Source organism: Lancefieldella sp. Marseille-Q7238, from assembly GCF_949152215.1.
Taxonomy (GTDB): domain Bacteria; phylum Actinomycetota; class Coriobacteriia; order Coriobacteriales; family Atopobiaceae; genus Lancefieldella.
The window spans coordinates 695,544-711,439 of the sequence record NZ_OX424407.1; the positions used below are offsets into that span (position 1 = coordinate 695,544).

General features: G+C 51.8%; 11 protein-coding genes and 1 pseudogene. 6 read left to right on the forward strand and 6 right to left on the reverse strand.

Going from position 1 to position 15,896, the window contains the following annotated elements:
* Positions 1–26: 26 nt before the first annotated feature.
* From QM016_RS03185 to QM016_RS03195, 3 genes are all read right to left on the reverse strand, one after another.
* Positions 27–1,760, reverse strand: coding sequence for an ABC transporter ATP-binding protein (locus tag QM016_RS03185; protein ID WP_282710140.1), 1,734 nt, complete (start codon positions 1,758–1,760; stop codon positions 27–29).
* Between the two features lie 15 nt (positions 1,761–1,775).
* Positions 1,776–3,593 carry an ABC transporter ATP-binding protein gene (locus QM016_RS03190; RefSeq protein WP_282710141.1) on the reverse strand — a complete coding sequence of 606 codons (1,818 nt, stop codon included), beginning with the start codon at positions 3,591–3,593 and terminating at the stop codon, positions 1,776–1,778.
* A gap of 263 nt (positions 3,594–3,856) precedes the next feature.
* Complete coding sequence (locus tag QM016_RS03195) at positions 3,857–4,156, reverse strand: hypothetical protein (protein WP_282710142.1); 300 nt, start codon at positions 4,154–4,156, stop codon at positions 3,857–3,859.
* 251 nt (positions 4,157–4,407) lie between these two features.
* On the opposite strand from QM016_RS03195, the gene QM016_RS03200 reads away from it, so the two are divergent.
* Complete coding sequence (locus QM016_RS03200) at positions 4,408–5,358, forward strand: 3-hydroxyacyl-CoA dehydrogenase (protein WP_282710143.1); 951 nt, start codon at positions 4,408–4,410, stop codon at positions 5,356–5,358.
* A 121-nt stretch (positions 5,359–5,479) separates the two neighbouring features.
* On the opposite strand, the pseudogene QM016_RS03205 reads toward QM016_RS03200, so the two are convergent.
* Positions 5,480–5,692, reverse strand: a pseudogene (locus QM016_RS03205) (type II toxin-antitoxin system RelE/ParE family toxin); the annotation flags it as partial.
* A gap of 162 nt (positions 5,693–5,854) precedes the next feature.
* Between QM016_RS03205 and QM016_RS03210 the strand changes: the two are divergent.
* From QM016_RS03210 to QM016_RS03220, 3 genes are all read left to right on the forward strand, one after another.
* Positions 5,855–6,397 carry a DUF4342 domain-containing protein gene (locus QM016_RS03210; RefSeq protein ID WP_282710144.1) on the forward strand — a complete coding sequence of 181 codons (543 nt, stop codon included), beginning with the start codon at positions 5,855–5,857 and terminating at the stop codon, positions 6,395–6,397.
* Positions 6,398–6,459: 62 nt separating this feature from the next.
* On the forward strand, positions 6,460–7,164 hold the full coding sequence (locus QM016_RS03215; RefSeq protein WP_282710145.1) for a response regulator transcription factor: 705 nt from the start codon (positions 6,460–6,462) through the stop codon (positions 7,162–7,164).
* Positions 7,145–8,536 (forward strand): HAMP domain-containing sensor histidine kinase, encoded by a 1,392-nt coding sequence (locus tag QM016_RS03220; protein ID WP_282710146.1) that lies wholly within the window; start codon positions 7,145–7,147, stop codon positions 8,534–8,536. The genes QM016_RS03215 and QM016_RS03220 overlap by 20 nt, the downstream gene beginning before the upstream one ends.
* Here the strand turns inward: QM016_RS03220 and treR are convergent.
* The gene (treR, locus tag QM016_RS03225; protein WP_282710147.1) at positions 8,511–9,230 is read right to left on the reverse strand and encodes a trehalose operon repressor; all 720 of its coding nucleotides are present in this window, start codon (positions 9,228–9,230) and stop codon (positions 8,511–8,513) included. The two genes, QM016_RS03220 and treR, sit on opposite strands and share 26 nt — an antisense overlap.
* 305 nt (positions 9,231–9,535) lie before the next feature.
* Between treR and treP the strand changes: the two genes are divergently transcribed.
* Positions 9,536–11,548: a PTS system trehalose-specific EIIBC component gene (gene treP, locus QM016_RS03230; RefSeq protein WP_282710148.1), complete on the forward strand. Its 2,013-nt coding sequence runs from the start codon at positions 9,536–9,538 to the stop codon at positions 11,546–11,548.
* Positions 11,549–11,667: 119 nt separating this feature from the next.
* Positions 11,668–13,377: an alpha,alpha-phosphotrehalase gene (gene treC, locus QM016_RS03235; protein ID WP_282710149.1), complete on the forward strand. Its 1,710-nt coding sequence runs from the start codon at positions 11,668–11,670 to the stop codon at positions 13,375–13,377.
* A gap of 155 nt (positions 13,378–13,532) precedes the next feature.
* Here the strand turns inward: treC and QM016_RS03240 are convergent, their stop codons facing one another.
* A complete protein-coding gene (locus tag QM016_RS03240; RefSeq protein ID WP_282710150.1) occupies positions 13,533–15,701 on the reverse strand; it encodes a C69 family dipeptidase in 2,169 nt (722 codons plus the stop codon).
* Between the last annotated feature and the right edge of the window lie 195 nt (positions 15,702–15,896).

Consider the following 15,896-nt stretch of genomic DNA (forward strand, 5'->3'; position numbering starts at 1 on the left):
ACCGAAATCCTATCCTTCGCCAATCTTTAGGCAATCTTCCAGCCAACGGTCTTCTCGCGCATATTGACAAAGTCAGCGTAGAGACCGCCTTCCGCCATAAGCGATTCATGGGTACCGCGCTGCACGATATGTCCATGGTCAAGCACCAGTATTTGGTCGGCGTTGCGCACTGTCTTTAAGCGGTGAGCGATCATGATGACCGTTTTTGACTGCGTAAGCTCAGCAATAGCGCGCTGGAGCTCGAGCTCATTTTCAGGATCAACATTGGCTGTCGCCTCATCAAGCACCACAATCGGCGCATCCTTCAGAATGGCGCGAGCGATGGAAAGACGCTGACGCTCACCGCCGGAAAGCGAAGAGCCACTCTCTCCCAGCCGCGTCTCATAGCCGTTGGGCAACGCCTGTATAAACTCCTCACAACAGGCACGGCGAGCGGCTTCTACCACCTGCTCATGCGTCGCCTCAGGGCTACCAAACTTGATATTGTTTTCAATAGTGTCGTCAAACAGGAAAACGCCCTGAAAAACGGTGGAGAAATTCTGCAACAGCGAATCAACCTTGTAGTCACGCACATCGTGTCCTCCCAAGGTGACTTTGCCGGAATCTACATCCCAAAAACGCTCAATCAGACGGGCTAGCGTTGTTTTACCGGACCCGCTAGGACCCACGATAGCACATGAAGTGCCTGCAGGAATAGAAAGACTTACGCCATCGAGGATGCGGCGGTCATCATAGCCAAAGGTAATATCGGACACTTCGATGTCAAAGGCATCGGCCTTCTCGATGGCCGCGCCCTCATCCATGGGAGGCGTGGCGAGAAGTTCATTTGTCTGCTCCATAGCAATTTCGATATTGCGAAGAATCGCCGAAAAGCGTCCGGCCGCCTCTAGACGACTGAACAGCATAAACGATACCACCACTACGGTCAGGCAGGTAGCCGTAGCGAGGCTGCCGGAGAGCCACAGCCATACAGACATCAGGCACATGACAACGCTTGTGGCCTTAGAAACCACCATCTGCAAAATCGAGAAGCGCAGCGCCTTAAACTCAAGGGCTAAAGCCTGGGCTCGGCAATCATCAACGGTATACGCAAGTTTGCCTTCCGCATCGTCCACAAGAGAAAACGCGCGCACTACGCTGATACCACGCACATATTCAAGCACCGCGCTTACAAGAGCGGTGTTGGCTGCAGAAAATTTTTCAGCCGTCACGCGTACGTAGCTTTGCAAAAGTTCCATGCTCAGACAAAAGAGCGCCAGCGTCACGGCAGCCATAAGGCCAAGGCGCCAGTCAAGCGCGCACAAAAAGATGACAACAATCAGGGAAAACACCAAGCCACCAACGATGGTCATATACAAAAGGCCACCAAGATTTTGCATAGCGTCAAGCTGGTTGGTCATAATTGACGTCACTTCACCAAGGCTGTTCTCGTTGAAATAACCCATGGGCAAATGGCGCAGCGTATCCCCGACCTCGGCGCGTTTTTTACCTGCCATGCTGAAGTTGGCGTCGCAGAAATTCTCGCTCTTGAAGTGCGAACACACAAAGGTACCCGCAATGCTGATACCCATAACTCCTAGGGCGAGAAGAGCTGTCTGACCCGAAAGCGTCCCGGCAGTCAGCGCGCTGAAGACTATCCAGAGCGCGGTTATCTGCAGGCCCTCAAACAGGCAGCACAAAATGGTAAACAGGAGGCCCTTGTAGAGCCTGTCACGATACGCGCTTCCAAATTGGAAGTACATTTTCAAAACAGAAAGCATCGGCAGCCCCTTTCGTTAAGCCTCGTCAAGTGCGCCCATATGTGCGCGGTACATAGTCGCATAGAGCGGACAGGTATCCATCAGCTGGTCATGCGTGCCTTGAGCCTCGATGCGTCCGTCGTTGACAACCACGATTTTGTCGGCATTTTGCACAGTCGAAAGGCGGTGCGCAATGACTACGAGCGTTTTGCCAGCTACAAGTTTTGCTACCGCAGACTCGACTTCAGCTTCCGACTCGGGGTCCGCATACGCCGTAGCCTCGTCAAGTAAGATGATTGGTGCGTTTTTGAGCATCGCACGCGCGATAGCTACGCGCTGGCGCTCGCCGCCCGACAGATGACCACCCGAGCCTCCTACAACTGTTTGATAGCCGTCAGGAAGCGACTGTATAAAGTTGTGACACCCGGATGCCTTAGCGCACGCGATAACCTCATCGTCCGTAGCGCCTTTGCGGCCCATCCGGATGTTGTCCATAATAGTTTCATCAAAAAGGTAACTGTCTTGATCAACATAGGCCACAAGGTCAGCAAGCTGGGACGCTGCCAGCATGCGGATATCCTTTCCTCCAATAGAAACCGAACCTTCAGTGGGATCCCAGAATCCCGCAACAAGGCGCGCGAGGGTCGACTTGCCGGAACCGCTGGGGCCAACGAATGCCGTTACCTGGCCGGATGCAACCGTAAGATCGATGCCGTGAATGACCTCATCGGCATCGTAGGCAAAATGAACATCAGTGAGCACAATGTCAGTACCTTCAAGCGCGCAGGGCTTCTCGGCACGCTTTTGGTCGGGGTAGTTCAGTACCTCTGAAATCTCCTCAACAATTGTTCCAACCTGGGCAAGCGAATCGCCAAAGCTCATCGCGGCATACAAAGGTTGAAAGACGCCAAGCGACAACACCGCGCACATAACAAACGTTGAAGGCGAAAGCGTACCCTGCATAACAAAGAGGCATCCCAGCGGCAGTACCGTCACCAATGTCGCGGGAGCGACAGAAAGCATAGCGTCCTGCCAAATTTGGCAGTGGCTCATCCAGTCGATAAAAGCATGTGCGGAAGCGTACACCGCCTTTGAGAACTTTTCGTAGGAACTTGCCGACTGGCCGAACGCCTTAATAACCTCAATGCCCGAAACATACTCAACCGAGGCGTTATTCATCTCTTTGCCGGTAGTAATGGTATTTTGATACCAGAACGCGTAGTCTTTCATCATGCCCGCCAGGCAGCCCAGGCCCACGACGATAGTCAGCAGCGTGGCAAGAGCCAGGCGCCAGTCAAGAATCGCCAGATATATAAAGACCGCAAGAACAACGGTGAGGTTTGACGTCAGCTCGGGAACGGCATGAGCAAGTGTTGTTTCGATACTGTCTATTTTCTCAACAAGCAGGCGCTTAAGCGTGCCTGACGGAGTATCCAGCACGTATCCCATAGGAACGCGTGTGAGCTTCTGCGCAAGACGAACGCGCAGGTTTGCGATGGTAGCAAACGTCGCAATGTGGGAAACCGTTGTCGAAAAATGATGGAAGATAATCTGCACGATATAGCCTACGGCAGCGATAAGACCCCACTGCAGGTAAAATGACCAATCCCGAACGCCGTTAAAAATGCCGACCACCATAGTGCCGGCAACGACATACGGCACCATGCTCCCCATAACGCCAATAATGGCGAGAAGAACGGAGAACGCGTAGGTACCCTTTCTGTCTGACCACTCAAGCAGCACGGCTACGGGATTTACTTGAGGCTGCTGATTTGCAGTCTCTTCCTTCTGCTGTCCGGAATTTTGTTGGGGATTTTGCGCAGTCTCCCCCTGCACAACCTCTTGTGCATCCATATTGCCTCCCTGCGACCGGCTTCAACATCAAACATCTGTCTTTATGGCAAACATTGACAGGCATTGTGATTTTGAAGCCGACTATCAAAAGTTAGCCAATGATAACTATTTGATAGTGTCATACCGCTTCGAGAAGAAGGCAAGAAATATCTTCAAAAATCGGTAAAAGCTACAAAACATCCAACTCATTGAGTCCATAGCTTTTATGTATGGTTTGCTCCAGATGCTCTAAAGGGGTTCTCACGGCACGTCGGCAAGCTCAGCTATGCGCCCCTACGCGTACCTCTGAAGGCAAAGTCACGTCCGGCGGCATGAACAATACCTTCGATAGTATTGCCTTGCACACGGCCTCCACAGGTAAATACAACAGGCCCCACAAAGGTCGCTACGTTTCCGCCAAAGGTAAACGAATCGCCTTGCACGCGGCCGTTCTCAATAGCAAGTTCCATACCAAGAGCACTCATAGTTCCCGTAAGAGTTTCATCCTCAGCATGCAAAATCGCGGTGCCCGTCTTCGGACCCATGGGAGTTTCGGCCGTTATGTCATATGTTCCGTCAATCATGTTGCCTCCGTCATTTTTGGTACATGCTTCGTTGAGCTGTTTCATTTAACTGTTTCGTTGAACAAAAGCGTGACAGCAAGCAGCCGACATGTCAATTTCCAAGGGGCTTCTCGCCACGTCAGCCCTGCCGTTCACGTTTGTTACTATCACGGTCGCGGAATACCTTCGCAGAATCTGACTTTTCAGACTCTCATGGGGTATATGAGAACGAACGTAAGACATCGTCTCTTCAAGGGAGGAAGGACAGTCCGATGGATATTTCAAACGTAAAAAAGGTAACTGTTGCCGGCGGAGGCGTCCTTGGCAGCCAAATCGCTTTTCAGACGGCATACATGGGATACGACACCACCATTTGGCTTCGTACCGACGCGTCGATTGGTCGCGCGCAGCCCAAGATTGATCGTCTTAAGGAGATTTATCTGAATACCCTTGAGGCTCTCAAAACCAATCCAAGCGCATACGCGTACGGTCTTGTCGCTCAGGAAGAGATTACTGCAGAGAAACTCGATGAGCTTAAGAAGCAGGTTGAAAAGGTATACGCTCATCTGAAGCTTACCGTTGACTGGGACGAAGCATTCAACGATGCCGATTTTGTCATTGAATCCGTCGCCGAAGAGCCAAAGCAGAAAATCGCGTTTTATACCGAGCTCGCAAAGCATCTGCCCGAGAAGACCGTTGTCGCGACAAACAGCTCAACCATGATTCCCAGCATGTTTTCCGCATACACTGGCCGTCCAGAAAAGTACCTCGCGCTGCACTTTGCCAACGAAATCTGGAAGAACCCGCTTGCGGAAGTTATGGGACATGCAGATACCGCACAGGAAAATCTCGATCTGGTGGTAGCGTTTGCCGCAAGCATCCGTATGATTCCTGTCAAAGTATTGAAAGAGCAGCCTGGCTATCTCTTGAATTCAATGCTCGTTCCCTTGCTATCAGCAGCCGAGGGTCTTTGGGCAGGTGGCGTAGGTTCGCCGGAGGACATCGACAAGGCATGGATGATTGGTACCGGCGCTCCGGCAGGACCGTTCAGGATTTTAGACATCATCGGCCTTACGACCGCTTATAACGTTGGTATGCTCAATCCTAAGGCTCAGCAGGAAGGCACACTCGAAAACCGCATTGTTACACTTCTTAAAGAGAAGATTGATGCAGGAGAGCAGGGCATTAACGCCGGCAAGGGCTTCTATTCGTACAAAAAGTAGGCCCACGGCGCAACGCAAACGTTACCGAGCGCACATGTGAACTGCTTGACAACAACACCCCGAGAAGGTCGACCTTCTCGGGGTGTTTTCTCTCGCGTCTCTTGTAATCTACATCCTCAGCCTACAGGCGTATCTTGTAGAATTCAGACCCATGAAACACTCTGAGGACTACCGCACGCCCTTCCACAACGCTGTAGATGCAGACATACTCATCGCAGAACAACTTGCGGTATCCGAGCCGGCGCAAATCAGCATCGTGATGAAGAGGCCCAAGTAAGGGGTTTTCCTCTAAAAGACCCATAGTATCCAGCAGCTTTTTCATGAACTTCTTGGCAGACGCTGGTTCGACTGCTTTGCTTCTATAGCTCGCAAGAAAACCGTGAGAGAATTATTATGCAAGCTTAATCAAGTCTCAAGAATTGGTTAAGCTTACTAGGTCACCATGAAGCAAGACGAAGACGAAGGGCGTCTTCGTGTCGTCGGAAGGACGATTATCATGGAGAAACTAGAAAAAGTAGAGTTCATTCGCGAGAAGTGCGCTGTGAGCTATGGGGATGCCAAGGCAGCTCTTGATGCCTGCGGTGACAACGTACTCGACGCTATCATCTGGCTTGAAAAACAGGGCAAGACGGCTCAGCAAGCAACAAGCTACACCACCGAAGCCAATGCGCAACCGGAGGTTTCACCGGAGATGGAAGCGGCGCAAGCGGCCTACCAGGCATCCAGCAAAAAATCAGAGTTTTCTCAGCATGTAGACTCAGCTTGGGGAGATTTCAAAAAACTGCTGAACAAAGGTGTCGAAACCAAATTTATTGCTACGCGCCATGGCGAGCAAATCATAACCATGCCTGTCATTATCCCCATCATCGGCCTCTTTATTTGGGGATTCACCATTTGGCTGCTCATCATCGGCCTCTTTTTTGATATGCGCTATCACATCAAGGGAGCGCATCCGGTCACGGTCGATGTCAACGACGCCATGGACAAAGTAGCCGACGCCGCTGAAACCATTAAGAAAGACGTTACCGTAAACGACTAGGAAGGCGTGGCGCCCGAGGGGGTTACAATGGCGAAAACAAATCGGGACATCTAGGTGTTTATATGACCAGGATACTTATCGTTGAGGATGAAGAAAAGATCGCCCGTTTCATAGAACTCGAACTGACGCATGAGGACTATGAGGTGGATAAGGCGCTGGACGGCAGAACCGGCGTTGAAATGGCACTCTCAACCGAGTATGACCTCATCCTGCTTGATATTCTTCTTCCCCAGCTTAACGGTCTTGAAGTCCTGAGGCGGATTCGCCGCGAGAAGAACACGCCCACCATCATGCTGACCGCACGTGATTCTGTCATGGACAAAGTTGCCGGACTGGACGCGGGCGCTGACGATTACCTCACAAAGCCTTTTGCCATTGAGGAACTTCTCGCCCGCATTCGTGTAGCGCTCAAACACCATGACGCGACTAGCGATTCCTCTCACTCAACGTCTGAGGCCCCGGCAACCAACTCCTTTACGATGAAGGGAGTTACCCTCGATGTAGATCGCCGCGAGGTATGCGTGGGCCACAATTCCGTAGAACTTACCAACAAAGAGTTTGAAGTTCTGCACATGCTTATGGAGCATGCCGGCGTTGTTATGAGCCGCGAGCGCATCGCGTCCGGCGCCCTGGGCTACGATTTTATAGGCGATACCAACAACGTTGACGTACATATCGCCCACCTGCGCGCCAAGCTTGACGACCGCTACAACATCAAACTCATCAGCACTGTCCGCGGAGTGGGATATGTCATCAGAGAAACGTAAGCGGATAGGAAAATGGGCAAAGAACCTGGTGAAGACGCGCTCAACCAGCCGCTCCGAATCTTCAACCGCCCGTTCCATCAGCTGGGGTTTTTGGTGGCGCAAGCTGCTCAATTATCTCTTCTTTAACCTGCTGCTTTTTGCCTGTGTGGCGCTCATCCTCGTGTACTCGTATAACAAGAGTCTGCCGCAAGGTACCTTTACCTTCGGATTTTTTCCCGCGCACTATCACGCGATCTCCCTTACCTTCCCCAACACGCTCAGTAGCTTTTCCACTGTCCGCTATATCGTCCACAGTCCTGACTCAAGCGTTACAGCGTTTGAGCTTGGAAAAGATCTCATTGCCCTCTGGCCTCTTTACGCAGCCGTTCTTATCTGGGAGCTCTTAGATCTCCTGCACTATTTCAATGACACGCGCCGCGTCAAACGAGCCCTGCTCCCCTTAAACACCCTTGCGCTCAAAGCAGAAAAGCTCGGCAACGCCGATCTTCTCGCCAGCGTTCACCCCAACGCTTCAACAGACGGCGCTTCGCTCAGCCACGGTAAAATGGAAAGCCTGGAACAGGCTATCGAACGGGCAAGTGTTGATTCGCCCCAAATTCACACCGGCAATGAAGACCTGGCCAGCATTGAAATCGCTCTCAATAAACTCCTGCACCAGATGCAGGAGGCGAAACTTCAGCAGATGCGCTTCGTCAACGACGCCAGCCATGAACTGCGCACGCCTATCGCGGTTATCCGAGGGTATACCGACATGCTTGACCGATGGGGCAAGACCGACGAAGCCGTGCTGGACGAATCAATCGCCGCGCTCAAATCGGAAAGCGAACACATGCACGACCTTGTCGAGCAGCTGCTCTTCCTTGCACGCGGCGACGCGGGCAGAAATACGCTTACCAGGGTTCCCTTGAATTTCGCGCAGCTTGCCTTTGAGGTATGGGAAGAATCAGACATGATTGACGCCAGCCATCACTATGTACTGGGGTTTGACAAATCAGCGCTTGCCGACAACCGCTACCAAACAGTCGGCGACATCGCGATGCTCAAACAGTCTCTGCGTATCATTGTTCAAAACGCCGCCCGTTATTCACCCGCCAAAACGCCCATTACCTTTGATATCTCCTATGACGAGAAGAACGTGCAGGTATCGATAGAAGATGAGGGCATGGGCATATCTGAAGCGGCAGTCGCTCACATTTTCGAGCGATTCTGGCGAGCCGATAATGCCCGTGCTAAAAGCAACGATGGTTCCGGCCTCGGATTATCTATTGCAAAGTGGATTGTCGACAGTCATGACGGCTCTATTGACGTGCTTTCGCGCGAAGGTGTAGGCACTCGTTTTAGCATTGCTATACCTCGCGTCGCGCTACGGTAAAAAACGAGAAGTAGTCCGGCCGGTGCCTTGACTGCGTAAACTCAAACATTCTGCCATAGCTGTCAAATGTCTGCCCTGTCACAACCGCAAGATAATCAGTGCTGTCAAGGTCAAGAAAACGCCGATCTTCCGCTGTCACCCGCTCCACGGTAACGGTTCGTTTGCTAGTTGCGATTTGCATGTCGAGTTTATTTTCGAGGTATTCATAGATAGAGCGTCTCGCCTTATCCTCCGTAAGGTTGGCTGCAAGCTCGGCAAGAAAGTAGTTGTAGTCCAAAATCAGAGCCTTACCGTTAATTATCCGGACACGAACCACATAGTAGAGATTGGCTCCTTCTTCAAAACCGGTACGTGCCGCCAGCTCGGCATCAGCCGTAACGCGCTCAAACGTGACTACCTTTGTTTTGGCATCAAGATCGTTGCGCTGAGCGGCTTCTTTGAAAGTTTCTATACCACCCAGCTCAAACAAGGCGCGCGGCCGTTTCTGATAAATAACGCGAACTCCCTTGCCATGCACTGGCTGCAGCGCTCCCTGTTGGCTCAAAAGGGCGATCGCTTTTCTCAAGGTATTATGCGAGCAGGCATATTCCTTGGTCAGAGTGGCCTCAGAAGGAATCAGCGACTGATAGGGATATACTCCTTGCTCAATCTTTGTTAAAAGATCGCGATAAATTTCATCATAAATTGTTCTCATACATATCCCCAATGCTATTTAGTTGCAGTTCTTTCAGACTTGCGCATGCGGTAAACAGCATAGCACCTACTTATCCAAATAATCTGCATAAGACGCTGAGGGGCGATTTTGCAACGCTTACAGTATCGAGTCTTTCAATTTTTTATTTTCAGACAGAGAAGCGCTACGATGTTCTTACTTATTTGCATAAGTTTGTGATGCGCTTGAGCGAAAAAGACCTGGCGGGGTCTCAGTAAAAACAGACCCCCAGTAAACTACATTTCGGCTCCTTCGTATTCACAATACGTGCGAGGAAAAGAGGAAAAATGGCAAAGTACGACCATGATGCTCGGGAGCTCCTCAAGCTCGTTGGCGGCAAGGATAACATCGCGGCGGCTTCGCATTGCATGACCCGCATGCGTTTTGCCCTCAAGGATCCTTCTAAGGCCGATGTTCCTGCTATTGAAAAACTTGCATTGGTGAAAGGCAGTTTCACGCAGGCAGGCCAATTCCAGGTCATTATCGGTAACGACGTTGCAGACTTTTACGATGTCTTCGTCGGTATTTCCGGCGTAAGCGAGGCCTCAAAGCAAGATGTCAAATCCGCTGCTCTTGGAAATACCAACATCCTGCAGCAAGCTATGGGCGCCATTGCTGAGGTATTTGCTCCTCTTATCCCCGCCATCATTACTGGCGGTCTTATCTTGGGTTTCCGCAACGTCCTTGGCGAGATGCCCTACTTCGGACCTGAAGGCAACCAGACGCTAGCGTCGCTTTCCGTCTTTTGGACTGGCGTGTACAACTTCCTCTGGCTGATTGGCGAAGCAGTCTTCCACGCCGGCATCCCCGTTGGAATCTGCTGGTCAATTACGAGGAAGATGGGCGGCACCCCGATGCTTGGCATCGTGCTCGGCCTTACCCTCATCTCCGGCCAGCTGATGAACGCCTACGCCGTTCCGGGAGCAACCGCCGCCGATTGGGCCACCCATACCTGGGATTTTGACTTTGCTCAGGTTCGTATGATTGGCTATCAGGCGCAGGTCATCCCCGCTATTCTCGCCGCTATCACCTTCAACTACCTCGAACGCTTCTTCAAAAAGATCACTCCGTCCGTCATTCAGATGATTGTGGTGCCGTTCTGCTCGCTTCTGCTTGCCGTCATGGCCGCCCACTTTGTACTCGGCCCCATTGGCTGGACCCTCGGTTCTTGGATTGGCAATATCGTTCTTGCCGGCATCACAAGCCCGCTTGCCTGGCTCTTTGGCCTTGTTTTTGGCGCCGTATACGCTCCCCTTGTCATCACCGGCCTGCACCATATGTCCAACGCCGTTGACATGCAGCTCATCGCAAGCTCCAACAATTACGGCACGCCACTGTGGCCCATGATTGCACTTTCCAACATTGCTCAGGGCTCATCAGTTCTTGCCATGTCAATACTTCAGAAGCATGACGAGAATGCCCAGCAGGTCAATATTCCCTCTATTATCTCCTGCTACCTGGGCGTTACCGAACCTGCAATGTTCGGCGTCAACCTCAAGTATGGCTTCCCCTTCGTATGCGCCATGATCGGCAGCTCCATCGCGGGAGGCGTTTGTACTGCTTTCGGCGTCAACGCCCTCTCCATCGGTGTCGGCGGCCTGCCGGGCGTCCTCTCGATTCGCCCCGAATTTATCGGTATCTTTGCTGTCTGCATGATCATTGCCGTAATCATTCCTTTTGTCCTCACCTTTATGGTCGGCAAGCGTCAAGGTATCGACAAGAACGAGGAAGTCGCTGACGGCAGCGCTATAAGCACCAACGGTACTGACGATGACAAGAGCGCCAACGCCGCTGTCGCAAGCGCAACAGTCGCCGAAAATCTTGCCGCCGCAGCCGATCTTGTCGCTGACGGCACCATTAAAGCCTGCGTCAACGGAGCGGCTCTCACGCTTGCTGAAGTCAACGATGGCGTCTTTTCTGCCGGCATGATGGGAGACGGTCTTGCAATCGCACCGTCCGATGGCAGCGTTTTGGCACCCTGCGACGGCGTAGTGTCCGTCATGATGGAAGAAACAGGCCACGCTGTCGGGCTCAAGCTTCCCAATGACCTTGAACTGCTAATTCATATTGGCCTTGATACCGTCGAGATGAAAGGAGAAGGTTTCTCCTGCCATGTCCATCAGGGAGATATTGTTCGCAGCGGTCAACCGCTGGTAACATTCGACCGCAATAAAGTGGCCGCAGCAGGACACAAAGATACCGTCCTTATGATCGTGACCGAGCCGGGTCAGGCGACCGATTTAGCGTACGTCACCTCCGGACAAGTCAAAGCGAACGAGACCGACGTCATTACGTACTAAAGTTGCATCCTAAGCGTAACTACAATTGTCGTACGCCATTATCGCGAGACCTGCCGAGCCCGATGGGTTTGACAGGTCTCGCGCAACCGCATCTAAAACCACACATGAAAGAAGCGACTATGTCAGAGCAGTCACCCAAAACAACAGCCGCCCCTGAGATCACGAGCGCACGCGCCGAATTTCTCGGTACCAAGGTCGCCTACCAGATCTATGTCCGCTCCTTTCAGGACTCAAACGGCGACGGTATAGGAGACCTCCGTGGCATCACGCAGCGTCTTGACTACCTGCAAAAACTTGGCATCGATTACCTTTGGATTACGCCGTTTTTTGTTTCTCCGCAACATGACAATGGCTACGACGTCGCAGATTATCGCAACATCGAACCTCTCTTTGGTACTATGGCAGACTTTGACGATCTCTCGGCCGAGGCAAAAAAGCATGGCATCAAGCTGATGCTCGATATGGTCTTCAATCACACATCGACCGACCACATATGGTTTCAGCGAGCGCTTGCCGGCGATCCCAAATATCTTGCCTACTACAAGTTCGTCGATGGCGAACCTGACACGCCGCCAACCAACTGGCAATCCAAGTTCGGGGGAAGCGCCTGGGAGTGGGTCCCCTCACTTCACAAGTGGTACCTGCATCTCTATGACACTTCACAGGCCGATCTCAACTGGGCCAATCCGGAGGTCCGCGCAGAGCTCGCTGACGTAGTGCGCTTTTGGCGCGATAAGGGCGTTGACGGTTTTCGCTTCGACGTAATTAATGTTATTTCCAAGCCGGATATCCTTGAAGATGACCCCTTGGGAGACGGCCGACGTTTTTATACGGACGGACCGCATGTCCATGAATACCTGCAGGAACTTGTGGAGAAAAGCGGCATCGATGGACTGATGACCGTCGGGGAAATGAGCTCCACCTCTATTGAAAACTGTATTCGCTATTCTAATCCTGCCGATCATGAACTTGCCATGGTATTTTCGTTTCATCATCTTAAGGTTGATTATCTCAACGGCGAAAAGTGGGCACTCAAGGAGCCGGACATCAACGAGCTGCACAATCTGCTGAAATCATGGCAGGAGCACATGACAGCTGGCGGAGGCTGGAACGCACTTTTCTGGGCCAATCATGACCAGCCGCGACCAAATTCTCGCTTTGGCGATACCGTGCACTACTGGGAAAAATCCAGCAAGCTGCTTGCTGTCACCACACACCTTCTGCGCGGAACTCCCTATATCTACCAGGGAGAAGAGTTAGGCATGACGAATGCGGACTTCACTACTATCGAACAGTATCGCGATGTGGAGTCTCTTAATTACTTTACGATTCTTCAGAACCAGGGATACTCACCCGAGGAAGCGCTTCATATCGTCTCCGAGCGCTCCCGCGACAACAGTCGCACCCCGGTTCAGTGGGACGCGACAAAAACCGCGGGGTTCACTTCCGGAACACCATGGATTGGAATTCCTGAAAACCATACGACCATTAACGCCGCCGCGGAAGTTGATGACCCCGACTCGGTATTCTCCTTCTACCGGCAGCTCATTGCCATCAGGAAAGCCCATCCCGTCATCAGCGAGGGTGATGTTCACTTCATCGATACTGCCGGCGAGAACATCATCGCCTATGAACGCACTCTGAACGACTGCCGTGTATTGGTTTTTACAAACTTCTCTGATCAAGAGGTCAGTTCCGTGTCGACCGATCTATTCAACGGCTTTGATGTTCTTATCGGTAACTACCCCGATACTGCTACTGACGCACACTCACTGCTACTGCGGCCTTTTGAGGCACGAGCATTCATTAGGTCTTCACATGCAAAATAGCCGCTACGATGCTTTGATGGGATACGCGGGCTTTATCAAACAAAGATAAGCGACGAGGACGCCCTTGTGTGGGCGTCCTCAAGCGGTGATTAAACGTGCAAAGCCAAGATCTGGGTACTCGCACCTTTATCTTTATGCCAGGTCTTGCACGATCATCAGCTATTCCTTCTCTTCAGGCGAAGAACACTTGTTGTTGTGATAAGCGCAGCTCCTGCTATACCAAGGCTAAGAGGGATGAGGAGATTTGTGGAGTCAGAGGTCTGAGGGAGATTACCTTTGCCGCTCCTACGAGATCCAGACCTGCGGTTGTTACCCTGTCCAGGATCAGTGTTGTTCTGGTTCTGACCTTGATTATTCTGATCTTGTCCTGAGTCGGAGTCCTGTCCTGCGGAGTTGCTAACAGTAACAGTAGCGCTTCTAGAGACGGCTGTGAGACCTGAGGCGTTATTAGTGGCAACACAGTAATAACGAGCAGTGCCTACTTCTGAGGTATTTACAGTAAGAGTTTGACCTGTACCAACAGAGACGTCAGCGGCAGGAGCATTGCTGTTCTCAGTACTGGCAGGCTCGGCAACTCTGAACCACTCGTAGGTCAACTGTGAATTGCTGCCCTCAACGCCATCAGGAAGGTTTGCCTCAGCGCTCAGTGTAACAGCATTGCCCTTCTCGACACTTACATCTTGGGGCTCAGAGGTGAATACGGGAGTGACAAAGGCTGTTGCATAGCTGATAGGAGTCCTTGCAAGTCCAGTGGCTACGTCGTAGTCGCTTGGGACAAAGGGTGCTGACTGGTCTCCCTTAAGATAGTTGCGCATTTCATCCAGCAAAGCCTTAGTTTTTGCGTACACCTCGGCGCTCGCTTGCTTATGGAGCTTGTTTGCGAGTTTTGTGCGTTCAGAGGTCGGTGTCTGCTGCATAATCTTGTCGACTACTTCCTGCTGGGCAATAAGCTGCTTTTGCAGGGCGTCGAGATATGCGCGGGTATTGGCGGCGAGTTTGTCTCGATTGTTGTAGGCGAGCGTATTGATGTCCATGAGAACATAATCGAGCGATCCATTGTCGGTGCTGGCATCCATAGCAGCGTCTACGCTATCTACGTTTTCTCTAGGACCTGTGTGAGCCTCATTCCAACTATCTACAGGCGGATACAAAGTGGTATCTACCTCGGTGAGAAGGGCTGAGTAGCTAGGAATTGCAATGCTGAATTCGGAGCGAGAGAGAGCTACCCACTGAATGGTTGCGATGTCAGCACTCATACCCGGGCGAATTTGATACATGTGCGCCTCAACCGTGCGATTATTACCAATGGCGTAGAGGCCTGCATTGGTATTAGCGTTGAGGGTGCTATCCTGCTCACCCCGGGCGGCGAAGGAGCGCAGCATGGTGAAGAGATCAACCTGGCTGACACCAGGGGTGAAGAGGAGCTGAGGGTCATTTACAGAGGCCACGCCATGCGCCCCCATGGTGTAGCTTCCCTCGGCGAGCGGAGCGCCAAAGTAGGCACGACCCTGCGCAAGGCGGGTATATTGTGAAGCGCCAGGCTGAGGATTGCCGTAGGAAGTAGCAACGTCAAGAGTGCCATCTTCAAAATACGTGGCACTACCAGCGTTTACTGCTGTTTCTTCAAGCCGCTCTGAGTGTAGACAGACATTCTCGTTGTTAAGATCGATTTGGTATTTGAGTTGTCCAATGTTCGGATTGACCGAGGCCTTGTTGGGATATGCGCCAGTAAGATTGATGGCAATCCACTGATGACCTGAGAGCTGAGTAAAGAGCCAAGTTTCAGTGTTGTCAGCAATGACAATCTGATTGCAATCGTAGTTGCCGTACTGATCGATAAGCCTACCAAGGAGCTTAACGCCTTCACGTGCTGTAGGGCTGCAGGCCAGTACGATATCGGCAATAGTGTACTCACCGAGGCCACTGGGCGTTGCGCTTCCGTTGCCACAGGGATCAACAGCCTTGACTTGATTGTTATAGTCTGTAGTGAGAGTAGCAGAGACGCTCACGCCCATCTCGTTAGTGCCGGCCTCAGAGTAAGCATCATTGCGCCCGTCCCAACCTGAAGGAAGATCGCGCACGTAGGTGTAACGATAGCTTGTTCCAGCATATGTCCACCTGAAGTTTGACTCATCCGACGAGAACTCGGGGTTCTGACGAGCCTCTTGGATCCCAAATGCCTTGGGATGACGCTGCGCGTAATCTTCTGCACGGCCAACGTAGACATCGCCGGTGCGTGTGAGCTGTGGCCCCACATAGATCTGCGTACAGGCAAGCGCATCTTTTGGCAGCGCCAAAAAGAAGGACAGCGTCACAGCGACCACTGAGCTAATAATCCCCCAAAGGCGCCTCTTGTGTGATGTTTTTATTCCGCTCATAACATACATCAACCTCTCAAAAATGAAACGTGATTGTATTGCTTTCAGGATTCCCTGATGAATCTGACCATCAGCTTGAATTATATAGACTCGACGATTCCAGATGCATCACAAAAGAGGAGAGTAGGGTGAACGGAAAGC